General features: G+C 66.8%; 22 protein-coding genes, 1 pseudogene and 1 riboswitch. Of the genes and pseudogenes, 9 read left to right on the top strand and 14 right to left on the bottom strand.

Annotated elements, in window-relative coordinates:
• Window positions 1–61: 61 nt before the first annotated feature.
• The 3 genes from ACLJN9_RS19515 to ACLJN9_RS19505 all read right to left on the bottom strand — a co-directional run bounded on the left by ACLJN9_RS19515 (window position 62) and on the right by ACLJN9_RS19505 (window position 3,380).
• Entirely contained in the window at window positions 62–544 is a 483-nt protein-coding gene (locus ACLJN9_RS19515; RefSeq protein WP_410812852.1) for a MarR family winged helix-turn-helix transcriptional regulator, read from the bottom strand.
• Window positions 545–561: 17 nt separating this feature from the next.
• Complete coding sequence (locus tag ACLJN9_RS19510; protein ID WP_410812851.1) at window positions 562–1,311, bottom strand: MBL fold metallo-hydrolase; 750 nt, start codon at window positions 1,309–1,311, stop codon at window positions 562–564.
• Window positions 1,312–2,249: 938 nt separating this feature from the next.
• Window positions 2,250–3,380, bottom strand: a complete 1,131-nt coding sequence (locus tag ACLJN9_RS19505) for an epoxide hydrolase family protein (protein ID WP_410812850.1) — start codon at window positions 3,378–3,380, stop codon at window positions 2,250–2,252.
• Between the two features lie 841 nt (window positions 3,381–4,221).
• Between ACLJN9_RS19505 and ACLJN9_RS19500 the strand changes: the two genes are divergently transcribed.
• The 6 genes and pseudogenes from ACLJN9_RS19500 to ACLJN9_RS19475 all read left to right on the top strand — a co-directional run bounded on the left by ACLJN9_RS19500 (window position 4,222) and on the right by ACLJN9_RS19475 (window position 7,762).
• Window positions 4,222–4,458, top strand: coding sequence for a hypothetical protein (locus ACLJN9_RS19500; RefSeq protein WP_410812849.1), 237 nt, complete (start codon window positions 4,222–4,224; stop codon window positions 4,456–4,458).
• Window positions 4,459–4,596: 138 nt separating this feature from the next.
• Entirely contained in the window at window positions 4,597–5,202 is a 606-nt protein-coding gene (locus tag ACLJN9_RS19495; RefSeq protein ID WP_410812919.1) for a hypothetical protein, read from the top strand.
• A pseudogene (locus tag ACLJN9_RS19490) lies at window positions 5,154–5,264 on the top strand (hypothetical protein); the annotation flags it as partial. The gene ACLJN9_RS19495 and the pseudogene ACLJN9_RS19490, both read left to right, overlap by 49 nt.
• A 457-nt stretch (window positions 5,265–5,721) precedes the next feature.
• Window positions 5,722–6,048, top strand: a complete 327-nt coding sequence (locus ACLJN9_RS19485) for a phage integrase N-terminal SAM-like domain-containing protein (RefSeq protein WP_410812914.1) — start codon at window positions 5,722–5,724, stop codon at window positions 6,046–6,048.
• Between the two features lie 21 nt (window positions 6,049–6,069).
• The gene (locus ACLJN9_RS19480) at window positions 6,070–6,678 is read left to right on the top strand and encodes a tyrosine-type recombinase/integrase (RefSeq protein WP_410812848.1); all 609 of its coding nucleotides are present in this window, start codon (window positions 6,070–6,072) and stop codon (window positions 6,676–6,678) included.
• Window positions 6,679–7,504: 826 nt separating this feature from the next.
• Complete coding sequence (locus ACLJN9_RS19475; RefSeq protein ID WP_410812847.1) at window positions 7,505–7,762, top strand: hypothetical protein; 258 nt, start codon at window positions 7,505–7,507, stop codon at window positions 7,760–7,762.
• Between the two features lie 218 nt (window positions 7,763–7,980).
• Here the strand turns inward: ACLJN9_RS19475 and ACLJN9_RS19470 are convergent, their stop codons facing one another.
• The 4 genes from ACLJN9_RS19470 to ACLJN9_RS19455 all read right to left on the bottom strand — a co-directional run bounded on the left by ACLJN9_RS19470 (window position 7,981) and on the right by ACLJN9_RS19455 (window position 10,281).
• Entirely contained in the window at window positions 7,981–8,190 is a 210-nt protein-coding gene (locus ACLJN9_RS19470) for a hypothetical protein (RefSeq protein WP_410812846.1), read from the bottom strand.
• Window positions 8,191–8,695: 505 nt separating this feature from the next.
• Window positions 8,696–9,451, bottom strand: a complete 756-nt coding sequence (locus tag ACLJN9_RS19465) for a hypothetical protein (RefSeq protein WP_410812845.1) — start codon at window positions 9,449–9,451, stop codon at window positions 8,696–8,698.
• Complete coding sequence (locus tag ACLJN9_RS19460) at window positions 9,408–9,962, bottom strand: hypothetical protein (RefSeq protein WP_410812844.1); 555 nt, start codon at window positions 9,960–9,962, stop codon at window positions 9,408–9,410. The genes ACLJN9_RS19465 and ACLJN9_RS19460 overlap by 44 nt, the downstream gene beginning before the upstream one ends.
• Window positions 9,963–10,062: 100 nt before the next feature.
• Window positions 10,063–10,281 (bottom strand): hypothetical protein, encoded by a 219-nt coding sequence (locus ACLJN9_RS19455; RefSeq protein ID WP_410812843.1) that lies wholly within the window; start codon window positions 10,279–10,281, stop codon window positions 10,063–10,065.
• A gap of 650 nt (window positions 10,282–10,931) precedes the next feature.
• Between ACLJN9_RS19455 and ACLJN9_RS19450 the strand changes: the two genes are divergently transcribed.
• The 3 genes from ACLJN9_RS19450 (at window position 10,932) to ACLJN9_RS19440 (ending at window position 13,282) form a co-directional block, all read left to right on the top strand.
• Window positions 10,932–11,093 (top strand): hypothetical protein, encoded by a 162-nt coding sequence (locus ACLJN9_RS19450; protein WP_410812842.1) that lies wholly within the window; start codon window positions 10,932–10,934, stop codon window positions 11,091–11,093.
• A gap of 233 nt (window positions 11,094–11,326) precedes the next feature.
• Complete coding sequence (locus ACLJN9_RS19445) at window positions 11,327–12,274, top strand: transposase family protein (RefSeq protein WP_410812841.1); 948 nt, start codon at window positions 11,327–11,329, stop codon at window positions 12,272–12,274.
• Window positions 12,275–12,562: 288 nt separating this feature from the next.
• Window positions 12,563–13,282: a GIY-YIG nuclease family protein gene (locus ACLJN9_RS19440; RefSeq protein WP_410812840.1), complete on the top strand. Its 720-nt coding sequence runs from the start codon at window positions 12,563–12,565 to the stop codon at window positions 13,280–13,282.
• On the opposite strand, the gene ACLJN9_RS19435 is transcribed toward ACLJN9_RS19440, so the two are convergent.
• The 7 genes from ACLJN9_RS19435 to ACLJN9_RS19405 all read right to left on the bottom strand — a co-directional run bounded on the left by ACLJN9_RS19435 (window position 13,279) and on the right by ACLJN9_RS19405 (window position 25,599).
• The gene (locus ACLJN9_RS19435; RefSeq protein ID WP_410812839.1) at window positions 13,279–14,217 is read right to left on the bottom strand and encodes a hypothetical protein; all 939 of its coding nucleotides are present in this window, start codon (window positions 14,215–14,217) and stop codon (window positions 13,279–13,281) included. The two genes, ACLJN9_RS19440 and ACLJN9_RS19435, sit on opposite strands and share 4 nt — an antisense overlap.
• Window positions 14,218–14,389: 172 nt before the next feature.
• A complete protein-coding gene (locus tag ACLJN9_RS19430) occupies window positions 14,390–14,992 on the bottom strand; it encodes a hypothetical protein (protein ID WP_410812838.1) in 603 nt (200 codons plus the stop codon).
• Between the two features lie 27 nt (window positions 14,993–15,019).
• Window positions 15,020–15,140: riboswitch (SAM riboswitch) on the bottom strand.
• 95 nt (window positions 15,141–15,235) lie between these two features.
• On the bottom strand, window positions 15,236–16,810 hold the full coding sequence (locus ACLJN9_RS19425; RefSeq protein WP_410812837.1) for a protein kinase domain-containing protein: 1,575 nt from the start codon (window positions 16,808–16,810) through the stop codon (window positions 15,236–15,238).
• A gap of 116 nt (window positions 16,811–16,926) precedes the next feature.
• On the bottom strand, window positions 16,927–20,109 hold the full coding sequence (locus ACLJN9_RS19420; protein WP_410812836.1) for a type I restriction endonuclease subunit R: 3,183 nt from the start codon (window positions 20,107–20,109) through the stop codon (window positions 16,927–16,929).
• A 6-nt stretch (window positions 20,110–20,115) separates the two neighbouring features.
• Complete coding sequence (locus tag ACLJN9_RS19415) at window positions 20,116–21,369, bottom strand: restriction endonuclease subunit S (RefSeq protein WP_410812835.1); 1,254 nt, start codon at window positions 21,367–21,369, stop codon at window positions 20,116–20,118.
• A complete protein-coding gene (locus ACLJN9_RS19410) occupies window positions 21,366–23,411 on the bottom strand; it encodes an N-6 DNA methylase (RefSeq protein ID WP_410812834.1) in 2,046 nt (681 codons plus the stop codon). The genes ACLJN9_RS19415 and ACLJN9_RS19410 overlap by 4 nt, the downstream gene beginning before the upstream one ends.
• A 49-nt stretch (window positions 23,412–23,460) precedes the next feature.
• Complete coding sequence (locus ACLJN9_RS19405) at window positions 23,461–25,599, bottom strand: N-6 DNA methylase (RefSeq protein ID WP_410812833.1); 2,139 nt, start codon at window positions 25,597–25,599, stop codon at window positions 23,461–23,463.
• Window positions 25,600–25,634: the final 35 nt, after the last annotated feature.

Here is a 25,634-nt window from a genome sequence, read left to right as displayed (position 1 = left end):
CTTACCTCATTGTCAACGCCTTCGGATGGTGAAGGGCGGGGCTTGGTGTTCTCCTGGTGATTTACAGGCATGATCCCCGGTCCTCGGCGTCGCCGATGATGGTGACGAGGACGTGGCGCATGGCCTGGATCTGGTCCGGGCTGACGGCGTCGAGGATCGAGGTTTCTACGGCGGAGCAGGCGGCGGCTACTGTCGCTCGCTGGGCCTCGCCCTCGGTGGTGATCTTCGGGATGCGCAGGCGGCGATCGCCAGGGGCGCTGTGGCGCAGGACCAGGCCTCTGCGCTCGAGCCGGTCCAGCTGGCTCATCAGCGTGGTCTTGTCCAGCCCCAGGTTTTTGCCCAGGTCGGACTGGGTGAGGCCGGGGGTTTTGTCGAGGGCGCTCAGCACGATGTAGTCGCGCAGGGTGAGGCCGTGCTGCTCGGCCACGTCGCCGGTCGCGCCGCGCATCCGTTGGGCGGCTCGGTGCAGCAGCCAGGTGATCTCGGAGTCGACGGAGGGACTCGGGCCGGCGGCCTTGGGCGCCGGTGGTGATGGTGTGCGCATCGCAGAACCGTACGTTGTCACCGGAACTGCGCCGCGGCTTCGGGTGTCAGCAGCGGGATGCCGTCGTAGGAGCCGAGATCGTGCGCGGGGACAATCTGCATCAGCGCGTCCAGGGCGATGATGCGCAGCAGGTCCTGGCGCAGCTGTTCAGGGTCGCTGTCGGCGAGTTTGCTCAGCAGCCACGGCCGTTCGACGCGGCGGCGGATGCCGTCGATTTGCCAGGTCAAGTCGCCGATGAAGGCGTACCGCTGGCCCGAGGGAACGGTCACGAAGACGATCACGGAGCCGGTCGTGTGGCCGCCCGCGAGGACGACGACCACTGAGCCGTCGCCGTACACGTCGTAGCTTGTCGGGAATCCGAGGTACGGCCGGTTTTCGAATGTATATTCGTGGATCTCATGCCCCGTGGAGACCAGGCGGAACACCTTCCCGTCCGGGTCTTCGGCAGCGTGTCGCCGCTCGTTCGCGTTCATCCAGATCGGCGTGCCCAGCAAGCCGTCGAGGCCGCTCGAGTGGTCCCAGTGCGAGTGGGTCAGCAGCACACCGAGCAGGCGGTTGCGGTCGTAGCCGACAGCATCGAGCTGCTCGCCGACCGTGCGGCCCACCTGAAGAGGAGCGCGTACGAGGCGGGGAAGCATCGTGACGTGTGCCGTGACGTCGGCGCCGAAGCCCGCGTCGATCAGCAGGTCCCCCTCTGGGTGCCGTACCAAGATCGCGGACGCCGCGAAATGGCGCTTGTCGCGGAACGACCCACCGCGTACGGCCATGGCCGCGCACTACGACGGCTTCGACGATCGCCTCGATCGATACATGGTCGAACTGACCCTGGCCGCGGTGAGCCCGACCGACGAGCCCGGCGCTCTCCAGCGGTCAAGGCCATGAGCAGGTGAATGCTCGGCGTCACGAGCGAGCGGGCGCCGACTCTCCGCCTACATCACCGCCTGCGGCAGCATGTGCGGCAGCAGGCCGCTGCCCTGCTCAACGCCGCGGACGCCGACTTCGAACGTGCCACCGGCACGAGGGAGATCGAGTGGCTCGTGCTGCCCGAATCTGCTCCTACACCACCGGCGCGCTGCACCAGGCGAACTACCTGCTCTCGGGGCTCGTCGTCCACCCCGACAAGATGTTCACCAACCTCGCATCGACCGACGGGCTGGTGAACACCGAAGCGGTCATGATGGCCCTCGCGCCCACTATCGACCGCGAAGGTGCGCACGACAAAATTTCCGGGATCGCCGCCGACGTCCTTCAAGGCAAAAGGACGCCTCATCGACCTGCTGGCGGCAGATCACCGAGCACCTCGACCGGAAGGCGCTGCAACACTTCCTCGATCCCACCCGCTACACCGGCCTGTCCGGCACCTTCGTCGACCGCGTACTGGCCGGCCGAGGCTGACGCCACCGCCGAACTGATCGCAGTCCCCGCCGCGGTGGTCGCTGCACACCTGTCGGGACAGCCTGAAGAGCACCGTCATTCACCCCGCGCTGGGCGTCGCCAACCTCGAGTGTCTGGTGCTCCGGATGCTTCTGTAACGTCGGCAGGCTCACCCGCAGCGTGGATTTCGGCCGAGCCGATAACGGTCCGACCACGAACAGCGGAGCGCCGCGCGACAGCAGCGTCCAACGACGGCAAGCCGAGCCCGCGAACTCTGCGCAACGGAAGGATGCTTGCGCGGGTAGCCGTCCAGAGGGCGGGTGGCCTGGCGTCACGATCGGTGGTCGCGGAAGAACTCGGTCAGGTCGTTGGCGAGCAGGTCTGGTTCCTCGTAGGCGGGGAAGTGGCCGCCGCGGGGCATGCGCGTGTACCGGGTGACGTGGTAGATGCGCTGCGCCCAACTGCGGGGCGGCTGGGTGAGGTCGGCCGGGAACAGGGCGACCGCTGTGGGCACGTCGACCCTCTCCACCCGCCTGGTCAGCCCTTGGGCGTACTCGTAGTAGGGCCGGAACGAGGTCGAGATGGCCCCGGTGAACCAGTACAGCGACGCCTGGGTCAGGAGGAAGTCGTCGCCGAAGCGGGCGGATACGTTCCCGCCGCAGTCGCTCCAGGCGCGGTACTTCTCGAGCATCCAGGCGAGCAGCGCGGCAGGTGAGTCGGCCAGGCCGTAGCTCAAGGTCAACGGCTTGGTGCTCTGCTGATGCTGGTAGCCGCCCTCGTCGGCCGACCACCGCGCGACAGAGTCTAGGTACGTCTGCTCCTCAATGGTCACGTCGGTGGCGTCGGACGGGCTGGCGACGGCCGTCAGGTGGATGCCGACCAATGCTTCGGGATGGGCCCCGCCGAGCCGTGAGGTTATGCCCGCGCCCAGGTCGCTGCCGTGGGCGGCGTATCGAGTGAAGCCGAGGACGGTCTGCATGAGATCGTGCCAGATCTCGTGGGTCTGCAGTGGCTGCTCGAGCGAGGGCCGGGCAGGAGAGAAGGGAAACCCGGGCAGCGACGGGACGATGACGGTGAACGCGTCGGCGTCGTCGTTGCTGTAGGCCGACGGCGTGGCCAGCCGCCGGGCTAGGGGGATCAGTTCGAGGAACGTGCTGGGCCACCCGTTCGTCAGCACGATCGGCAGCGCATCGGGGCGGTCAGCGTCGAAGCGGAGATACCGTACGGGTGTTCCGGCGATGTCGGCCGTGTGCCAGGGCAGCGCGTTGACCGCGGCCTCGTGGCTGCGCCAGTCATAGCTCGAGGACCAGTAGTCTACCAGGCGCTGCAGTTCGTCGATGTCGGTGCCGGCCTGCCATCGGGGGCCAGGCCAGCGGGTCGGCCAGCGGGTGTGCCGAAGGCGTGCGCGCAGCTCGTCCAGTTCAGCGTCAGGTACGGCGATCACGGACATGCGGTGGGCCACGAAACGGACTCCTCGTTCGCACTTCGTGAGGGCGGCGACTCGCCCTCCGACTGCTGGCAACCTCTCGTCGCCCATCGTACTTTTTGGCGTGCTGCCGCGGCTCGGTGCGTGCTCGGTCCGGAACCAGGATCTCGAGGTCGTCGAGGTTGCCGACCGACAGGGATCGACAGGATAGTTGCGCCGTTCCGCAGCAGTCGGTATATCCCAGAATTCGCGTTCCGGGTCGAACGACTCGACGACGGCTCCAGCCGCGAGAAGAGGTCCTGCGCGAATACCTGCGCGGATCGATGATCTCGATGACGCCGCCTGTCGCTCCACGACCGCGCATCGGCCTCGGGCAGCGCGAGGAACTTGGTCCGCCCGTGCTTGAGCTGACGGCATCGGAAGATCCTGTTGAGCCCGTCGGGCGCAGGCGAAGCCTCACGGTCGCAGGTCCAGGCAGGCGCTACCGGATTGGATGTCCACCGGCACCGACACGTGATCGTTCAGGACGAGCCACCTGCCCTCTATTCGGCGCAGCGTGTTGGTGCCGCGGATCCACAGGGTGAGCGGGCCGCCGGGCGCAGTCGTATCAGCACATCGCCGCAGCATGCGGCGTGCCGGTTGGCACCGTCCGCAACCGTTTCAGTGATGTCCGTACTCAACTGCCCACCACTCTGAAACGGACGGCACCGGACCAGCACGAGGAGGTCGCCGTCCGGGTCGCCGAGCGGCGCGCCGAGGCCGTTACGCTGCTGACGGCGGGCACGCGCAAGGCGTCGATGCGGTCCGTCAGCGCCCGGTGGACCCCGCCACCGAGGTAATTTGGTCGAACGGGCAGCGCTCGCACGGGCTGGCGCCGGTGTACGACATGGTGGTCGGCGAGAGTGCCCTCGGCGTCGAGCACTGTCTGATCAACGTACTGGTGGTACGGGACATCACGATCTGGGAGACGGATCTCTTCGATCCTCGCGCCGACGGCAGGACGTCGCCATTCACCTGGATCTTCCGGGAGCGGCGAGACGTGTTTGAGCGACTCCGACTCGCGCGAACTCCCAGCCTTGCAGCGACCACGGCGATCCACGGCGGGAACCGGTGAACCGCCCAGGGCCGGGTGCGAGTTGGCGCGACGCCGCAGCCGGAACCAGTCGGCCAGCCACCCCGGCGCCCCGTACGGTCAGGAGCCGAGCCAGGCCAGAGGAGTCGAAATTCCTCCCATTACCACCATCTATACACAGTGAGCGAGTTGTCGATGCGACCGACCACGGCCATGCTTGAAACGATCGAAGCGGAGTATCTGTACGCCTACCTGTCGCAAGCGCCATCGGGTGTTCGGGAGCATCTTGGCATGACCGAGACCCGGATCGGCGGGGGAGTGGCAGTGGCGATGCGGAACAATCCGGTTAGCATCTTCAGCAAGGCGCTGGGCTTCACCGAGCCCGTCGGCGGCGGACTCGTGGACCAGGTTGTCGACTTCTACCGTGCTCACCGCACGCCGACCGCGATGATCCAGGTTGCGCCGTCGGCGATGCCGGCGGACTGGGAGGCGATCTGTGCCTCACACCAACGCGAGCCGGCCGGATCCCAGATCAAGCTCGCCGCCCCTGTTGCCCAGTTGCGGTGCCACACCGAGAGTCGGCTGCGCGTCGAGCCGGTGTCGGCAGGTGACGCGCAGGAGTGGGGCACGGTGGTGATGGAGGGCTTCGGAATTCAAAGCGTTTCGCTCGTGCGGTTTCTGTCGGCCACCGTCGGACAGCCGGGGCTCACGCCTTCGGCGTTTGGGACGGTGACGACCTGGTCGCCGGAGCCAATCTCTTCGTACACGGTCGGGTCGCCTCCCTGAACACCGGCTCGACGCTGCCGAGTCACCGAGGACGCGGAGCTCAGTCGGCTCTGATCGCGGCCCGCATCGAGGCTGCCGGCGCCGCCGGCTGTGAATGGCTGGTGGCGGAGACGGCCGACCCAACCGAAGGTATGACTAACCACTCCCTCACCAACCTGCAACGTGCCGGCCTGCAGATCCAATACGTGCGAGAGAGTTGGCGCTGGCGCGCGGTCACCGAGGTGGCCACCGTCGGCTGACCGGCATCAACAGCCGTTGCATCCAGTCCGGGGAGTGGTGCGAGGACTCCTTTACTCGGCCGTTATATGCTTTCACCGACCTGGGAAAACGTGCCTGAGCATGCCGCTGGACCACCGGACTACTGGGGGTCAAGGGGTCGTCGGTTCGAATCCGGCCGTCCCGACAGCGAGAGGGTTTCCACAGGTCAGAGCCTGTGGAAGCCCTCTTTTTTGTGATCACGGTGGTTCGTCGAGGTCAAGCACGCCGCTTATCGACCCCTTGACTCGACGGGTGACCGACATGGCTCTACTGGACCTGAACAAGCTCACCACTGACCTGTCCTCGACCTGGGCGGGGTACCTGCGCGACTGGGACCGGACGCTGCGGGCGGGCAACTACCCGGAGACGACCCGGTACAACTACCTCCTCGCCGCGGCGCAACTGGCCCGCTACCTGGCCGAGCACTCGCCCGACCCCGATGCCGCCGACGCCGCCGAGGACCCCACCGAGGTGACCCGGGGACATGCGGAGGCGTTTCAGGCGTGGATGATCGAGACCCGGTCGGCGTCGACCGCGTTGAACAAGCACAAAGGTCTGCAGCAGTTCTTCAAGTGGTTGCTGGTCTAGGAGGACATCGACCGCTCTCCGATGGACCGGGTCCGACAGCCCAAGACCCCACAGAAGCTAATCCCGATCATCAGGGACGAGGACACGAAGAAGCTCCTCGACGCCTGCAAGGGCAAGACCTTTCCGCACCTGCGCGACGAGGCGATCATTCGCCTGTACTACAACACCGGAGCGCGTTTGTCGGAGGTCGGCAACCTGCTGCTCGATGACGTCGACCTCAACACCGAGTCGGTGCACTACCACGGCAAGGGTGCCAAGGACCGCCGGGTCCGATTCGGACCGAAGACAGCCCGGGCCATCAGCCGCTACCTACGGGCGCGAGGCAAACACAAGGGTTCGGAACTGCCGGATCTGTGGCTCGCCGACCGTGGCGGCCGGAGGTTGGCGGCCAACGGCATCAAGATTCGCCTGAAGCGGCTGGGCTTCGCCGCAGGCGTTGCGAACGTGCACGCCCACCGCTGGCGGCACAACTTCGCCCACGAGTGGAAGCGTGCCGGCGGAAACACCGGCGACCTGATGCTGATGTTGGGCTGGACCTCCGAGGACATGCCCCGGCACTACGGCGCCAGCGCGGCGGCCGAACGCGCCCAGGAGATCCAGGTGCAGCTGGGCATCGGGGAGGGGGTGTAGACGTCGGCATCGCGGTCGGCCGACCCGGGTACCGGCTTGGCCGATCGCGTTGTCCTCGTCGTTGATCGGCGGACCTGAGTCGAGTCGGGCTGGGCTCGCCAGCGGCAACTTCGGGTGCAGCAGCACTACGTCAAGTGGCCCCGGATGGACACCACTTCGTGGATCGCCCCCTGCCGGAGCACGTACCTGAACCTGAAGAAGAAGGTCTTCTGGCGTGGCCACGGGGCGGATATGCCGGCTGGCCAGTGCGTTCAACCTCTTCTGTGAGGACTCGCCCCGCCCCTGCACAACGCCTAGGTGTAGGTGCAGAAGGAGATCTCCGACAAGAACAATCTTCGGCTCCCGCGCGGCGGCGGCGTCTCCACCAGATGGACTTCCTGACCGACCGGAGATCCCCAAGAAGGACGTCTTCGGCAAGCACTTGCAGCGGTCAGAGCAGCCAGAACGCACGCCGCTGAGCAGGGCGGATGCCCGCGTGGTGGATGCCCAACTGCACTGATCGGGGTGGCCCACGCGGAACGACAGTCGGCGCGGACGGTGGAGCCGCCGATTTAGCGCCGATACAGTCCTCCGAGAACAGCCGACTGGGCAGGTCGGGCGGTCCGGACTCTAGACAGCCTCGTGTACAACCTGAGCACTGTGACGCGCGGAGATGGCTCGCGAAAAACGGGCTCTGTCCTCTTCGGTCGCTACAGTCTCCGAGAACGACCGGCCTGCATGTCTGGGTCAAGGCGGCGGGTCCCCTGGGCTGCAACCCAGGGGCCGCCTTGAACGGTCGCATCCACCACGTCCTGGCAGGGACTTACATGAAGGAGAACGACACCAGGTGACCACGGTAACGAGAGGGTCCCGACAGCGCCAGACCGGGGAGACCGGCGGCGGCGTGGAACACGTCTTGATCGGCGCGCTCGTGCTGATCGCGGCGCTGTCCATCGGCGCGCTGGTCTACATCGTCCAGCTCAGCGGGCCGGACATGGGCGGCATCGCCCAGGTGGCCATTACCACGATCGGCGGGGTCGCTCTGGCGGCTATCAGCGCCATCGCGGTGGTGCTCCGCAAGCGGCCCGCCCGCCGCCGCAACTAGCACGGGGACGGGGCCGGAGTTCATCTCCGGCCCCGTCTTCACCCACGACTTCAACAAGGCGGCCGACGTACTTCCTGGAGATCCATTCTCTGGCTCCGGAGCCCTTGTCCTGGCCGCCCAGCCCCGCCTAACCAGCAAGACATAGCCCCTGGCCTGGGGATTCCGTTGGGCGACCGCCCAACCCCGCCCAGCCAGCGAGTTAGGCGGCCAGGGAGGGCTCAGCGGCGTTCCGACGCGCGACGCGCCAACTCCTCCTTGATCGCTGACAGGCTCCTCTCCCGGAACCTGTTGGCGGTCTCCAGAGCCTCCTCCGGCGTCTCCCCGAAGAGGTAGAAGTTCCCCTCCGGGACCATGCCGGTCTTCACTATGGGCCCAGCCAAGGAGTCCCCGTCCTCCATCCAAAGGCCGTACACCACCTCTGCCTCCACGTCTTCTGCGGCGGCTTGGTGGTTCGAGAGGGTGTCCAGGAGTTGGTCCGTGGTGAGCCGGGCCAGCTCCTGGCGGCTGGGGTGCCTCAGCTTCCGATCTACCGCCCAGGCTGCCCAGAGGGCTTAGCCACGGAGATCGCAATGGGCTGGGTCATGGTCTGTCTCCTTCGGACCGGCTGGCTCAGGCGGCCAGGGTATGACCGCCGGGGAACTGAGCGGCCAGGGGAGGGCTCCTCCTGGCCGCGTTGCTGGCTGATCTTGAAGTCCTGTCTGATTCCCAAAGCCGGTGTCCGGGGAGGTGTTTCCCCTCCCCCCCCACTTCGTAGGGGGGAGGGAAACGCTCCCCGGGAAACACCTCGGGTCTGGTGTTTCCGGGTGTTTCCCGGAAACAGTGGGATGGCGTTTGAGCTGGGCTTCCCCTGGCCGCCGGCTCCGGTGTTTCCCGCCCCCCGGGAAACAGTCCGCATCAGGACTGTTTCCCGGGCTAGTCGATCTTGGGAAACACTCAGGCCGGAGCCGGCGTGGAGCGTCGGGCCTTCTGAGCGTCGGAGATGATCCCTGGCCGCGTGCCCTTCCCCGCCTTCTTCAGGGCCTCCTGGACCGTCCGGATGCTCCAGTCCGTGGGGATGGACATGTCGTCCAGGACCTCCACCAGGGCGGCCATCTTCTCCGCATCCGTGGAGCCGGTCACCTCCTGAACCTTCACCACCCGGTCCGCGCTGGCGTCCACGTGTCGGAGCACGGGGGACACCTCCCGGACCAGGGTGATCACGTCCTCACCCCGCCCGGTCCGGCTCTCCGTGTGAGTCAGGGTGACCGGAACCGGCTGTCCCCGGTCTACCTTCTTCGCGCGCACCATCCAGTTGTGGTCCACGTCCGCCAGCTTCTGGATGGAGCCAGCCGGGCGGCGGGCCTCATCGTGGCCGGAATGGTCCAGCCGGAGGATGCCGACACCAGCGGCCCTCAGCGGCTTCAGGACCAGTCGGTAAGCCCGGTTGGCCGTGGCGTCGTCGGACTGGCTTCCGCCCATGAAGAACTTCGCCCAGGAGTCGAAGACCGCCAAGTCCGCTCCCTGGCACGTGGCCAGGATGCGCGCGGCCCCGTCCTCCGTGTCCACGGTCCAGCCCTGGAACGAGTGGTAGGTCAGGCCGGTGAATTTCCCCGGGTCCACGCCCATGGCCTCCAAGCGCGCGTCCACCTCATCCGGGTCGTTGTCCTCATCCAGGTAGACCATCCGCTGGCCGCCCTGGGCCAGCTTCACGGCCCACTCCAGGGGCCAGAAGGGACTTTCCTGCCTTCGGGGGACCGAAGAGGGCGGCCAGCTTCCCGCGCTCCATCACGCCGGGGATCAGCCACTCCACGCCGCCACCGGCCATCTGGCGCTTCAGGCAAACCAGTGGCAGGTCCACGCCGGCCACCTTCAGGCCCAGGCGCTCCGCCAGGGCATCCGTAAAGTCACCGGACGTCAGCGGTTGTCCGTCGCGGACGAACAGGCGGCACAGCGCGGCGGCGGGTGTGCGGGCGTGGGTCAGGTGTGCGTATCCAAACGGGTCCACCGGGGCCTCGTCCGGCTCACGGCCCATGGCCCCAACCTCCTCACCGCACTCCGGGCACGGGAACGTGAAGTAGTTGCGTCCGGAGCCGACGTGCCCATCCCCCTCCTCCAGCGGGAGCGGCGTGACCGTCACCCGTTGGTGGGCCAGGGCCACCTGGAGCCGGTGGAGCCGGCGGACCGTGAACTCCTGGGCGGCCAGGTGGGGGAGGGCGTCCATCGGCGCTTCGTACGCCTCAGACAGGAGGCGGCTCAGAGCCTCCCGGTGCTCGGGGTCCGACTTCACGCGCTCCAGCGCGTCCGTGATTTCTGGGGACAGTTCAGGCGGTCAGGCGGCCAGAGGTGCCAGCGGCGGTGCCGGAGATGGCGCGCAGCTTCGCGGCCTGCTCAGGGGTCAGCTCTGGGGCCCGCTCCACTACGGCGTTGACGGCACCGGCCAGGTAAGCGCGGCGCGCGTGCTCGCGGCGCTGCTCCGGGCTGAGGGCTTCCATCCGGGCGCGGCCGGCCTTCGCGGCGCGCTCCTTCGTGGACATCGTCATGACGACTTCTCCAGGGCTTGAGCCTGTCGCGCTGCCTCCGGGGGCTACCCGGGCGCGGGGACTAGGGCCGTCTGGAGATCACGGGGCCGAGTAGCCAACCCGTATTCCTCGGGCCCCGGACGGGACCGGTACTACCGGAACCGTCCCCCTCACCCTAGCTAGTACCAGCGGTTATCGCTACCTCTGGAGCGGCACGTTCGCCCAGCTCAGGATCCATTTCCAGTCCTGATGGGGACTGATTGGACAGTCTTCCCAGGTCAGCGCCGGAAGATTTATACCCGCCTTAGTTGCGCGGTGACACAACCCATCCCTGTCACCGGCTCTGCGACAGACTGCGCAGCCGGCCGGCGTGCCTTCGCAGCAGTGGTCGTGGTGGTCGCTTACGCTGTCCGGCAAGTGCCAGCCCTCGGGGCGGCGTCTGACCCTCTGGTCAATGCTTTGCGGCGAACTTCGGTGCCGACTACCGAACGAGCCTTCTGTAAAAGAGACCAGACGGAACACGAGCGAATATTTTGCGATACCTACAGAGCGCGTGGTCAGAGCACAAGGATTCCGCCCAGTCGGAGCGGAACCTCTGTCATTGGTCCATGGATGGCGGAGCTGGGTCTTCTTGTCTCCAGCTCGGTCACCGAAGCATGTAGGAGATCGTCGTGGAGATCGAAACCTTTCAGTCGAGCCTGTCGCCGCGGACTCGCATTGCCGTCGCCGGCGTACTTGTGGCCGGAGCTGTCATCGTCCTTCTATCTTCCAACTCGGAGCATCGGGCGGACATGATTAAGGCGATGGTCGAGCTGATCCACACCGGCCGGTAGACAGCCGGCACACCCGCTCGATCCGGACTTCAGACATCGAGCGGGTGTGCCGTCCACCCAGAACGACCCTCCCGCTGTTCTAGGGGAATGGTCGGAGATGGCTGTCTCGTCAGATGGCAGGCGGGTTCGCTCTATCCCCTTTCGCCACGTTCAGCTCGCTAACGACCTCGTGCACGGTTGCGAGTCCTTGAGTATTGATGGTCGTTATTCGTCTCATGTGGGGTGCTGCGATCATGACGAACCGGCGGTTGACGGGCCTGTCCCGCTCAGTGATTGAGGGCCTGGTCAGCGAGGTAGGGCCGCGGTGGCGGGCACAGCACCATGACCGTCTCGCCGCGCGAACACGCCATCGCCGGATCGGAGCAGGCGCCAAGCACCGGTTCGGGTTCGTTGATCGGCTGCTGGCCACGCTGGTTCATCTACGCCACGGGCTGACCCACGACGTTGTCGCCGCCTGGTTTGGTGTCAACCGCTCGACAATCAGCCGCAGCATCGCCGAGATCCGGCCGCTGCTGGCCGAGCGCGGCTGCCTGGTGCGCGACGGCGCCCGGCTCCGGACCCTCTCCGACGTGGTGGCCTACCTTGGGCACCACCCGCAGGCGTTGATGGACGCCACCGAAGTCCGCGTGCGTCGGCCGATCGCGGGTCGAGCAGGTCGAGACCGGTTCGTGTCCGGCAAGGCCCGACTCAACACCATCAAAGCCCTGGTGGTCTGCGATCCGCTCGGTCGGCTGCTGTTCTGCGGCGAGACACGTCCCGGTTCGATGCATGATCTCACCCAGGCCCGCACCGCTGGCTTGGTCGACCTTCTCCTGAACGCACCCCTGGGCGTGCAGATCCTCGCCGATGCCGGCTACCAGGGCCTCGGAGCCGACACCGCAGGTGCGGTCATCACCCCCATGCCCAAGCCACTCAAACGCCAGACCTCCCTGCCGCCGAGCGTCATCGCCGCCCACGAGGCGTCCCGCAAACGGCACTCGTCCCAGCGCATCCGCGTCGAGCACGTCATCGGACACCTCAAGAACTGGCGGATCCTCGGCCGCTACCACGGCCGCCGCGAGTCCTTCGACACCACCACGCGCGCCATCGCTGGACTCCTGTCCGACCACCAACACATCGACCGCACCGAACACAACCCAAAACGAGTCCGTGCTCTACCCGCCGCACCCCACATCCGATGAGACGGCCCTGCTACCGCCAACCATGCACGAGGTCGTTAGGAACCGGCCGAACAAGCTAGGGGTCACCGGCGATGATTCAACGCTTCGCCTGTTCTAACGTCCCTGCCCGACGCCAGCACTTCAACGTCTGGTGCTACTCCACGAACTCCTCGCTGGACGATCGCCTCCAGCCGGCTCGGCGGCCAGTGAGCCATGTTGGATACTCTTCCCGCTCATTACGGCCGCTGCTGAGGTGGCCGGGATCGCCGCATCCGACGGCGCATGAAGCTACGGGAGGAGGAGGCGGTCGTGGCATCTCCAGTTCGAGACCATCGCGTGCAGGTCGCGCAGAAGTGGGGCTTCGGGATGGCCCCCGTCAAGCCCGACATCGAGCAGAAACGACGGCAGTCGGTAGCGGCCGTGCTGAGCTACCTGCAGAACGACTCGATTGAGTCCAGCACGTCACTGCTGGAGGCCCTGTCGGAAGTCAAGGGGCTCTACTCGCGCTGTCACAAGCAGGACCAGTGGGACTGGTTCACCGTGTGGCAACAGCTGGGCCGCCCCGGACGTAAGCGCCGCCTACAAGTTGGTGACGCGCTCAGTCGCCTACGCACCGCGATCAGGGATGGCGACGATGCCACAGCTGCGAAGCAGCTCACGCTCCTGACTGACGCGGACGTGCAGGTCCAACTGGCCGGACTCGTCGGGGAACAGCCGCGTGAAACACGAGGAGCTGGCTACATCTACGTGCTGTCGACTCGCGAGCAGCCTCGGATGCTGAAGATCGGCTACACCGAGCGGACCGTCGAGGAGCGGGTGAGGGAGATCAACCGGGCGACAGGCGTCGTTATCCCGTATGGCGTGCGCGCTTTGTGGGTGGTCGCGGATGCTCCGTCGGTAGAGGCCGAGCTGCACGATCGATTGGCGCCCTACCGGGTGCGCAAGGATCGCGAGTTCTTCGACCTCGACTTCCGCGACGCGTCCGCCCTCATTCAGGGCTACATAGATGGTCTCCGACGCGAGGACTAACGTGGTCGCCCGTGGAGCAGCTGATGGAAGGCGACACGCTCTTCCTTCAGGTCGACGGGCCGGCCCGCCAACTCAGCCAGGAGTTCGGTTAGGCGCCAGGTCGTCAGGTGTGCGTAGCGGGCGTTGTAAACGCCGACAGCTTTGATGGCGAACTCGTCAGGGAAGTCCAGCAGTACGTAGCCGAGTAGCTGCATGATGGTCGGCGCTTCCAATGATGACCGCCGCGTCCCGTCGCGGCGCTTGCTGCCGAGGCCCGTCTTGAGTTCGAGCAGCAAACCGGCGGCGATCAGGTCGGCGTCGGCATTCATCAGCGATGACCCGGCGAAGGTCGGCCCGAGGGCCCAAGCGCCATGCCGCGCCGACAGGGACGGCAGGAGGCTCCGCTCGGCGAAGGCGCGCAATGCCTGGAGCTCGTTGAGGGCCGCGGGTGGGGCGAGCTCGAGTAGCTTCTCGGCGGTGATGGACCTTGGGACCAGGGCCATCAACGGGGATCCAGGTGTGGGACCGACCCGGTACAGGTCGGTGAGGAGAGCCAGCGCCCAGCAGGCCCGGGCAACGAGTTGATGATCGGCTTCGCTGCCTGCGGCCGGTCCGGTGAACCGGAAGGCCCCCACGCTGTCGCCGCTTTCGGAGTAATTCAGCGTGCGCGCCAGTTCGTGGACCGCGTGCCGTAGTGGGGGAGTGCGCGCGCCGAGCAGTGCCAAGCGCAGGTCCGGCCTGGGATGCACCATGAAGCGCACCATCCAGTCGAAGGCCGAGCCGATGGTGCCAGGGTTCGCCTGACTCCCCGGCACGACAAGGGAGCGCATGGATTTCCGATACCGTGCCTGCAGGTCCTGCCAGCGGCCGAACCGCTCCTGAATGAACAACCTCGCTGGCGAGGCTCTGTTGCTCAACGCCACGGTCAGCGCCGGCCAACCACTGATGATGGTCATGCTTCGACCACCAGGCGCCGACGTCGCTGCCCGCCACCGTCCATCATGGCCGGATGCTATCGAATGCCGCGGCAATTGAGCTGCCCGTCATCACCGGACCGTCGATGGACGATGACCAGCGCGGCCGCTGTTGGCGATTCGGGTACCTATCAGCAGCCGGCTGGACTGGCGGTCAACGCGCGGTGGACAGGAATTCGGTCTGGGCCTGCCGGAGGCTGCTGAGGTCGTTGGGCACGGGCATGACGCCGTAGCGGTCGAAAGCGTCGACGCTTGCTCCAAGCGAGGGCGGCGACTGCCGCTGCCACTCGGCCAGCGGCAGGCTCGAAGCAATCACGCGTAGTGGCTCGGCGAGCCGGGCGAACTCCACCTGCTGCCACTCGCGCAGCTCGTTACAACGCCGTGCGGAGGCCACCAGCGAGGCAGCGACCTCGATGGTCGTGGCCGTCTGCCGCTGGGCCACGTCGCCGTTCATGAGCGAGTGCCGGCCCAGCGGCAGTGCGGCGCAGTGGCCGTACCGTTCGCCGACCACCTGCGAGACGTGTCGGCAGGTCTCGCAGGCCAGCCACGACCACCGGGTTTGGGTGGTCACCGTGTCCCGGACGCACAACACACACAGGTCGAGGTCACCGGGAATGTCCTGGCGCTGCCACTGCTGCTCCCACTCCGGCGTACGGGGCTGGCAGCGGCACCGCTGCTTGCGCCGGGCACCGTCGCGGAGGTGCCCGCAGGTCAGGCAGACCGCGAAAGCAGTCAGGTCCAGTTCTTCGAATGGCACGGTGAACTCGCTCTCCGGTGCCCGAGGCACCCGCTCTTGCCGTACCGCAGCTTGCGGTCGGCCTGGTCTTCCCCCGGAGGCACCGTGCGCGGGTGGCGCGGTTGCCGGGTCAGCAAGCCGGGAGGCTTGACGCTGACCACTCTTGACGCCCAGGAAGCATAGAGATCACCGATGTCGGGAGCAACTCCGGGCAACACGCGGAAAGACCTGAGCAAACGGCGCGGCGGGGCGGTGGCGGAACTATCAGTCGGCGCCGAGTCGGAGCCGGGCAAGCAGGTCGGCGACTTCCTGGGTCAGCTCATGGTCTGGGCCGTAGACGACGCAAAGGTCGTCGTGCAGCGGTTGCAGCTCGTCCGCGGCCTCGGCGGCCTTGTCTTCGGAGATCAGCAGTATGCCGATGTTGCGGCGCAGGTCGAGAGCCGTGGGGGAGACATCGCCGGAGGCGGCGCGTACGTGCGTCAGCACCTGCCGGAACTGGCGCAGGGCTGTGGTGGCCTGGCCGAGTTCCGCCCGGCAGTGGGCTGCCTGCCGGAGGCATTCCAACGCGTCCTCGCTGGTGGGGCCGGCGGTGCGGGCGTACGCGGCGGCGAGGGCGTCGAACTCCGGCAGCGCGCGCCGGAAGTCCCCGCCGATGATGAGAATGGCGGCTCGCCGTGAACGCAGTCCCAGCACGCGGGGACTTTCAGCGCCGAGCGCCGCGCTGGCGGGGCCGATCACGCCCTCGAGCACTTCGGCGGCTTGGGCGAAGCGCTCGTCGTCCAGCAGCTCATCGGATTGCGAGACGGCAGCCTTGATCGCGTCTCGAACCCCGGTCTGGAGAATCGCCGCCGGATCGGCGGCCGACGTCTCACTGCGCGGCGCCGGGACCACGGGGGCGGGCGCGGGCCGGCGACGGGGGGCGTTGGGTCGGCGGTACACCAGCGTCGGGTCGGGCATCGCGCTGCTCGCGTGCTCGGAGGCGGGCGGTGCCGATCCAGGTAGCGGTAGGAAGGGCAGCAGGCGCTCGTAGACGTCGTAGGCGTCCGTCGGCCGGTCCTCGGGGGCCTTGGCCAGCAGATCGAGGACCAACTCCTCGATCGCTGCGGGCACGTCGTGGCGGAGCGTCCGTAGAGGTGGTGGCGGCTCGGTGACGTGCTGGTGCCATAGTTCGAAGTCGCTGCCGCCAGCGAAGACCCGCTGCCCGGCGAGGAGTTCGTGCAGGACGCAGCCCAGGGCGTACAGGTCGCTCTGCGGCGTGATCTGTGCGTTCTGGATCTGCTCGGGCGGCATGTAGTGGTGGGTGCCGAGGGCGCTGCCGGTTGCGGTGAGGCGGGTGACGTCGGTGCGCAGGATGGCGGCGATGCCGAAGTCGAGGAGCTTGATCGCCCCATCCGCGGTGACCAGGACGTTGTCGGGTTTGAGGTCGCGGTGCACGACGGGGATGGCGTGGGCGTGGGAGAGGACGGTGCAGATCTGCGCGGCGATAGCGGCTGCCCAGGTAACCGGCAGCGGGTGCTGTGGGTCGATGAAGGCCCGCAGGGCGGTGCCGCGAACGAACTCCATCACCAGGTAGAGCCGGTCGTATGAGCGGTCGAGGACCGCGTCGTACACCTGGGGCACGCCGTGGTGTTGGATGCGTGCGGTGACGCGGGCCTCCCGGCGGAATCGCTTGGCGAACTCTTCCGCCTGCTGCGGGGTTTGCACGGCCTCGACGCGGATGAGTTTGATGGCGACCTCACGGTCGAGGACGCTGTCGTAGCCGCGCCAGACGTGCCCCATGCCGCCGGAGCCGATCTCCTCGACCCGCTCGTATCGACCGGCGATCGGCTCTGTCCGCACGTTGCCCCCACCCCCGCGACTGTCCCAGCCAGATGGTCAGTGTTGCGGTCGAACCGATCATCGTCCAGGGTTGCCGCCGCGGCGTGTCACGTTGGCGCCGCGGCGGCATCGGCCAGTCAGGCCGCCTCGTCGTCGACGACCCCCTCCTGCCGGCGGATCAGCCGCCAGGCGGCGCTGCGGGCGCTGCGGTTGAGCGAGCTGCGGAAGTCGGGCTCCGGACCGAAGTAGCGGCGACCGAGGTCGGCGGCGGTCTCGAAGTGGTCCATCATCTTTTCCTCGAACACCGGCCCGAAGACGTGGCCGAAGTTCTCCTCGTCGTTGGCGACAGCGGCCTGGCGGACCTTCGGGTCGGCCATCGCCTCGTTCAACGGCTTGACCACATCATCGTCAGTGAAGCTGGTGCCGAACCGCTCGTTGAACCGGTCGACCAGCTCGGAGAGCAGGGATTTCTCCGGCTCCTTCGCCCCGCCGGAGCCGTCGCCGAAGCCCTTCATCTCAGCGGCGCCCTCCGGGTTGAGGCTGACGTCGTGCTCGCCGGTCTTCTCCACCCGCAGGTGGCTGAGGTCGACCTCGCCGACGTCGACGCCCCCGTCGCCCCGTCGACCCAGCCGGTTGAGCAGGTGCCGGCCGTAGAGGTAGAGCCGTTCCAGCTCCGAGTCGGCGTACGGGACGATCTGAGCAAGGAAGCCGTACTTGCGGACGTAGTCGGTGAGGTCGCCGCGGAACGTTTCAGCGGCCTCCCAGTCCGACTCGTCCTCGCGGTTGAGCAGCACGTCGAAGCGGTCGACGGCGGGCTGGAGGTGCCGGTAGAGCTCAGCGTGCAACTTCTCCCACTTCGCCGCGTTACCGGCGGCCTGCTCCTCAGCCGCCAGGTACGCCTCCACGAACTCCTGCATTTCCGCCTCGACCAGCAGCTGCGCGGACATCACCCGGCTCTGCGCCGTGTAAAGCAGGTTGGGGTCGGAGGGGAGGGTCTCGGCCTCTTCGAAGTAGGGCCGGAATGCTTCCTTGATCTCCTCGGCGTCGTTGACGAAGTCCAGCACCGCCAGGTCGCCCTGGCTCTTGCGGTCGGCGGTGCGGTTGAGCCGGGACAGCGTCTGCACAGCGGAGACACCGTGAAGCTTCTTGTTGACGTACATCGTGGTCAGCAGCGGCTGGTCGAAGCCGGTCTGATACTTCTCCGCGACCACCAGGATGCGGTACTCGCGCTGGCCGGCGGCGGTGCCAGCACGGGCGGTCTTATCGCCGGCCCGGGTGTAGGCGAACGCCTTCGGCAAGGCTTTTTCCGGCAGGCCGCCGTTCTCCTTCGACTCGGTGACCTCGGCGCCCTCGTAGGTGAGGGTGCCGGAGAAGGCCACCAGGACGCCCGGGTCCGGGTAGTCGCGGTCGTCCAGGTATCGCTTGATTGCCCGGGACATCTGCACGGCGCTCAGCCGGGAGGAGGTGACGACCATCGCCTTGGCCCGACCGCCGAGTCGCCCGGCGGTGTGCGCCCGGAAATGCTCGACGATGATCTGCGCGTGCTGGGCGACGGTGGACTCGTGGGTCAGTGCGTACCGGGCGAGCTCCTTGTTCGCCTTGGACGAGTCGACCTCCCGTTCGTCCGGGTTTTCGTTGACCAGTTTCCAGTAGGTGTCGTAGGTGATGTAGTTGCGCAGCGGGTCGAGGATGAAGCCCTCCTCGATCGCCTGCCGCATCGAATAGACATGGAACGGGTGGTACTTGCCATCCTCGCCGAGCGTGCCGAAGAGCTCGAGGGTCTTGTGTTTCGGCGTGGCCGTGAAGGCGAAGTAGGAGAGGTTCGAGCTGCGCTGCCGCTTGCGGACGCTCGCCGCCAGCTTCTCCTCGGTGGTGCGTGGCCCGGCGGCGCTGGTGGCGCCCGGGTCATCGGACTCGGCGTCCAGACCGAGGTCGCGCAGCACCCGCCGCACGTCGGTGGCCGCTTCACCCGCCTGGGAAGAGTGCGCCTCATCCACGATGATGGCGAACCGGCTGCCGCGGATCTCGGTCGGGTTGCGCTGGAGGTAATCCCTGAGGGCCGGGAAGGTGGCCAGGGTGACCGTGACGATTTTGCCGGTCTCCTGGGAGAGCGCCTTGGCGAGCTGCTCGGACTTTGCGCCGTGCTTCTCGTCGATCTTCACGACGAGCCCGGCGGTCTGCTCGAAGCTGCCGACGGTGTCGCGGAGCTGAGAGTCCAGGTTCCGCCGGTCGGTGATGATGATGACCTTGTCAAAGACCGGGCTGCCCGGCTTGACGCCGGCCGCGACCGAGTCCGGGTCGAGCGCGGCCGGGTCGCTCAGGGTGTGCAGCGACGAAAGCCGGTGGGCGAGCCAGGCGATGGCGTTCGACTTGCCTGAGCCCGCCGACGCCATCAGCAGATAGTTGTGCCCGGCACCGTGCCGGGCCGCGTGGGCGGTCAGCCGCTTCACCGCATGCCACTGATGATAACGCGGGAAGACCAAGGTCTTTCGGGTACGACCGCCTGCGACCTTCTCCTGATGCAGGTGGACGAAACGCTCTAGCAGGTCGAGCCAGTTGTCCCGCTGCCAGATCTCATCCCACAGGTATGAGGTGGGGTACTTACCGAACTCTGTGGCCGGGGGGTTTCCCTTGCCGCCGGGGCGCCCCGGCCCCTCGCTGCCGGTGTTGAACGGCAGGAACCGGGTCTGCGCCCCCCGCAGCTGCGTAGTGACGAAGACCAGGTCCGGGTCGACGGCGAAGTTCGCGACCACCCGGCGCGAAAAGATCAGCTCGGTAGGGTCGCGGTCGGTCCGGTACTGCTCCTTGGCGTGCTCCACCCCGGAGCCGGTGAGCGGGTTCTTCAGCTCGGCAGTGGCGACCGGGATTCCGTTGAGGAAGAGGGTCAGGTCGAGCCGGTGGCCCCGGTCGGCCTGCTTCGTCGCGTACTCCAACTCCCGGACCACGGTGAGCCGGTTCTTGCCGTAGTCGGCCAGAATGGCCTCAGACTCCACGAAGGACGGTTTGAAGAAAGCGAGCCGGATCCGCACCCCGTGGTCCTTGAACCCTTTACGGAGCACGTCGAGCAGCCCATCGGTGGCAATCGCCTGGTCGAGCCGCTTGGCGAACCCTCGCTGGGCTTCGGTTGGGTCTCCGCCGTAACGAGTTACCAGTTCTTCCCACTCCTCGGCCTGAGTCGCTCCGATGAAGGTGAAGAGCTCGCCGGTGTCGAGGCCGAACTCGGGGCGGTAGTCAGCATTGTCGCCCTCCGCCCAGCCGTTGGTGAGGAGAGCGGCGACGATCGCGTCACCGAACGCGGATTCGTGATGGATAGGGCTCATCGCAGCTCAGTCCTCAATTCCTCGTCCACTCGCCGTCGAGACATCGATCTGCCCAGTCACCACGACCGTAATCAACGCTTGTCGCCGTTCTTTGAGTTTCTGGACACGACAAGACGTGAGCGATGCGAGCTCTCGCGAGCCTGTCAACTCCGTGTCCAGTCGCTCGACGACGGTCCGCTGCTCCTCAATGTCGGCGGCTGGAACCATCAAGTTGCCGTACTTTTCTGCATTCACGTTCTGGATGGTCGCCTGAATGGCTCCTTCGGCTATTTGCGCCCAGTATGAATTCGTTTGACAGAAGTACCATACAAATCGTGGCATGGCAAGTTTTTGATTGATGCGTGCCTTGATGAGGTAGCCGGCGTGTGCCGCTGGTCCGAAGAACGACCGATATATCAAGTTTTTCCCGACGGTCGCCCCACTGCGAACGAATAGCAAGTCGCCTTCACGAAGTTCGTAGCCCTTCGCGACAGACGGGGGCAGGGAGGCGAAGGTGTCCGGCCGCAGCGACCCATCGTTGGCGATGTCAGTCGTGCGTATGTAGCGTGGCCATTCCTGATTCTCGTGCTCTGCGGGCGCATTCGCCCCATACGACATGGGTTCGGACAGTAACCGCTTCAATCTGACCAATCCTACGGACGCCTCCGTCAGGACGGACTCGATGAGTGCCCGATTCCGTTCTATTACGAGAAGGCCCGCCCGCTGCTCAGCGTCGAGTAGTTTGTCGATGCGTGCAGTTTCGGCGTCGAGGAAGTCGGCGATGCGCCGCTGTTCGTCGGTGCTTGGCAACCGAATGGGTAGTGCTCGCAGCAGCTCATTGTCGATCTCGATCTGGTTTGGTCGAACGCCGCGTGAAAGTCTGGCGTACTCAAGGGTGTAAGCGCTTGAACGGAGAAGGTGGTTTAGGAATCTAGGATCTTCGTTGTGCCGTGGGCGGAAGCAGATGTAGTGCCCCGAGACGATGCCTCGGTGATCTGATATCCCGACCGATCCCTGCCACGCCTTCATGCGGTTGACAATAAGCCAGCCCTTGTCGACTAGCTGGTAGATGTTCCTATTTTCGGCGGTCTTGTTGAAGTTGTCACCGCGGCTGTCTTTCTTGACAACGCCATGGCTTCGATAGACGCTAAGCATATCCTCGTCTGGGTGTCCAACGTTCTTGATTCGCTCAAATAGCGTCCACAGGGGAACGGTACGCCAGGAGGCGGGCCAAGCGACCTGTGATGGCAGGGGCGCTGTGGCTACGGTTGAGAAACTCACCTCGTCACCTCGCTGAGTAGCGCCTGGATTTCGGCTTCGAGGGCCTTGAGTTCGGCGTCGATCTCGGCGAGGGGCCTAGGGGGCTTGTAGACGTAGAAGTGGCGGGTGAAGGGGATTTCGTACCCGATCTTGGTCTTGGTGTGGTCGATCCAGGCGTCGGGGACGTGGGGGAGGACCTCGCGGCGAAGGTATTCCTCGACGTCCTCGTGCAGCGGCACGTTCTCGTAGTCGCGCAGGTCAGGGTCGGACTCTGGTGCGCCCTTGATGAGCTGCACCTCTCCCTCCGGGTCACGAACGCCGATGACCTCCCGCAATGTCTTCTGAAAGGGGGCGCCGGTTGGCCAGAGCACCCCCGCCTCGGCCATCGCCGAGCGGACCGCGTCCCAGGCCGCACGTTTGGTCTGCCACGACCGCCCCATCAGCGGCTTTAGCGCGGTCTCGAACGCGTCGACGTCGAGGGCCTTCTGCATCGGTTTCGACTCGCGTACCTGTGCCAGGGTCGCCTCGGTGACCTCGAAGCGGAGCTTGAGGGGCCGTTCGACGGTGATCCGTCGGTAGCCGAAGTCCTCGTTGGCGAAGACTTTGACCTTCTGGTGCAGCGGGTACTCGGGGCCGTCGGCGACGTGCAGCGCCTCCGTGTAGAGGCGGGTGATTTCGCCGATCTGCTCGCCCGTCAGGTACTTGCGCTTGTCGCCGAGCGACTTGCGCATCTTGGCGAAGTAGTCCCGGGCGTCGAGCAACACCACCTTGCCCGCGTGGTCAGGCGACTTGCGGTTGGTCAGGATCCAGAAGTACGTGGAGATGCCGGTGTTGTAGAAGAGCTGGTCCGGCAGGGCGACGATCCCCTCCAACCAGTCGTTCTCCAGGATCCACTGGCGGATCCGCGACTCGCCAGACTCGGCCGCGCCGGTGAACAGTGGCGAGCCGTTGAAGACGATCGCGATCCGGCTGCCGCCCTTGCCATCGGCAGTGACCGGTTTCATTTTCGAAATCATATGTTGGAGGAAGAGCAGCGAGCCGTCGTTGATCCGGGGCAGGCCGGCTCCGAACCGGCCGCTTTCGCCGAGTTCGTCGTGCTCCTTCTCGATCTCGTCCTTGACCTTCTTCCACTCAACCCCAAACGGCGGGTTGGCAAGCAGGTAGTCGAAGTGTCCGCCGCGGTGGCCGTCGTCGCTGAACGAGTTGCCGAACTTGATGTTCTCCGGGTCCTGGTCTTTGATCATCATGTCGGAGCGGCAAATCGCCCAGGACTCCGCGTTCAGCTCCTGCCCAAAGACCTGCACGGTCGCCGACGGATTCAGTCGGGTGATGTGCTCCTCGGCCGCGCTCAGCATGCCGCCGGTACCGCACGCCGGATCCAAGACGGTCCGCACCACGCCGGGGACGCTCAAGGCGTCGTCGTCGGAGGCGACCAAGAGGTTCACCATCAGCTCGATGACCTCGCGCGGGGTGAAGTGCTCACCTGCGGTCTCGTTGGAATCCTCTGCGAAGCGGCGGATCAGCTCTTCGAAGACGTACCCCATCTGGTGGTTGGAGACGACGACCTTGGGCTGCCCGCGCTCGTCCGTGACCACCTGGCCGTGCTCGTCCCGCTCGACCGGCCGCAGGTCCAGGTCCGCGAAACGGCCGACCACCCGGTAGAGCAGGTTTGCGGCATCGAGTCGGCGGATCTGCTGCGGGAACTCGTAGCGGTGCAGCACCTCCTGCGCGTTGTCGGAGAATGCCCCGATGTATTGGAGCAGGTGCTTCTCCGCCTGGCCTGGGTCGCCAGCGATCGACTTCAGCGTGTAGCGGCTGGTGTTGTAGAAGCGGTGGCCGGAAGCGCGGCGCAGGAAGCGGGCCACGTCGACATCCTGGCCGCCAAACTTGTCGTGTGTCTCCCGCACCTTCTCCCGGGTCGGCTCCAGCACGCATTCCAGCCGACGCAGCATGGTGAACGGCAGGATCACCTTGCCGTAGTCGTGCCGCTTGTAGTCGCCGCGTAGGAGATCGGCGACCGACCAGGCGTGGTTTGCCAATTCGGTGTGCTTGCTGCTGTTCAACAGGGTCCTTCCGAAGAGCCAGTGCTGGGGTGGGGCTGGGGGAGTCGGGTCAGGTCCAGGATGGCGTCTGATCGGCGCCCGGTGGTTGCAGCGCGCCGCCGGCGAGCCCTGCGGCAAGGGTGCGGGCCATCTCGTCCGCGAGGCGGCTGGCGATATCGGCCGCGGTGCGCAGGGCGTTCAATTGGCGAAATGCCCTGCCATATCGCTGCTGCTCGGCGAGGGGTAGCAGTGGCACCCGCAGGCGGCGCGGGTCGAGGCGGATCACGGTGGTGCCGGACGACGCGGCGTTGAGATTCTCCTCGGCGGCCAGGAAGCCGGCCAGGAACCACGGGTCGAGGCGGGTGGGATCGGGTCGCAGCAGATGCAGGTGACGGCCGAGGCGCAGGCCGGCGTCGCGGGCGTCGGCGACCCGGGCGGTTCCAGCGCCGTTCTGCAGCAGTTCCGGAAGGATGACGTCACCCTCCCGGATCTCGATCTCGGTGCCTGAGGGCTCCTCCTCGGCAGGGCCGGAGGCGGGGCGGTGTGACATCACGTCTCGGGCGGTCAGGGTGGGCGGCGCGGACGGGTCTGTTGCGACGGGGGTTGAGCTGCGGATCGCCGCTGGCATCCGCAGGAGCTCCAGCGCGTTGCCGCGTAGGAGGTCGGCGATGCTGGCTGTGCGCCAGGACAGGGGAGCGGCGCCGACGGGCGGCCATGCCTCCCCGCCGCTCAGAGTGATCAACCCCGCGGCCGCCCGCCGCAGCCTGGCACGCAGCTCGTGGCCGATCGCGGCGAGCTCGTCGGGCATCGCTGGCACCGGAGTGGCCCGGACGTGGCGGGCGGGCGTGAGGTCGACCGCCTCGTCGAGCAGGTCGATGATGGGGACGGCCTGGGCGACGCCCGGAACGGGATCGAAGTTGTCTGGATGCCGGTCGTAGTCGTTCCACGCTTTGAGTACGTCGTCGCGCAGCGCGGGCCAGTCCACCGATTGGCGCTTGCTTGGCGTCTGGTCAGGCCGGGAGGCGTCGGGCGTGGCGGTGTCCACCATGAGGATGTTCAGCGGCAACGTTGCCTGCGGGTGTGGGCGTTCGATAACCCACAGGTGCAGGCCGACGTGTAGGGGTTGCGCGACCCCTGGTGGTAGGGCGATGAGGGCCCGAAGCACGCCGGTGCGAAGGATCTCCGCTCTGATCCGGCGGCCCGATCCTCGCTCGACGGTGGCTGGCGGCATGAGGAGAACGGCGCGTCCACCCTCTGCCAGGTGTGCGAAGCAGTGCTGGAGCCAGGCGAGCTCGGACTCGCTCTTCGCCGGTAGGCCGAACTCCCACCGTGCGTCATACGCCAACTCTTCGTGACCCCACTCGCGGTCGCCGTAGGGCGGGGCGCAGAGCACGGCGTGGGCGGTCAGGGCAGGGAAGGCGTCGGCACGGATGCTGTCGCCGGCGCGCACGCTCACCTGAGCGCTGCTCTCTGCAGGTTGAAGGGCGAGGCGTACGGCGGCCTGTGCGGCCTGCGCGGGGACGATGTCCTGGCCGTACAGCTTCCGTGCCCCGCGGGCTGCGGCCGCGACAAGAAGGCCACCGGCGCCGCAGGCGGGGTCGAAGACAGCCGACGGGTACGGCTCGCCCGGCTCCGCGAGCAGGTCGGCCATCAACGCGGCCACCGGCGCGGGCGTGTCGTACATGCCGCCGGGGCTGGTGGCGTCCAGGTCGCCTTCCGCGAGCACGTCCGCAGCCCGCAATGCTCCCTCGTCCGCGACGCAGCGCAGCAGCGCCCGTAGCAGCGGTGCCTCGTCCGCGTCGTACGTCAGGTCGGCAATCCCGGGGATCTCGGCGACGTGTGGCCGGATCGCCTGCAAGGCCCGCTCGGGCAATTGACTGTCGGGAAGGTCGACGAGTTGCTTCACGTCTCTTTCGGCCATCCGCGCTGCGGCCAGGACCAGCGGTAGCAGTCTGGTCGGCGTGCCGCTGCCGGCCTGAGTGGCGCGCATGGCGGTGCGCAGGTCGCCGGCGGGAGAGGTGGCCGGGAGCTGACCTCGCGCGGCAAGCCAGCCCTGAACCGCGGCCAGGTCGTAAGCCGGGCTGGTGTCCGTGCCGCCGGTTGGGGCCGGGAAGTCTGGATGACGCCGACGCCAGTTACTGACGGTGGCGCGCGTGACCCCGGCCAGCCGGGAGATCTCGGCGGCGGTCACCTGGGCGTGTCTGGGCATCGGCGTCCTGTCGTTTCCTGCATCGTCCTGCTCGT

It is taken from the genome of Micromonospora sp. 067-2 (genome assembly GCF_046549295.1).
Taxonomy (GTDB): Bacteria; Actinomycetota; Actinomycetes; order Mycobacteriales; family Micromonosporaceae; genus Micromonospora.
Note: the sequence above shows the minus strand (reverse complement) of the source record. Positions and strands in the feature narration are given on the sequence as shown.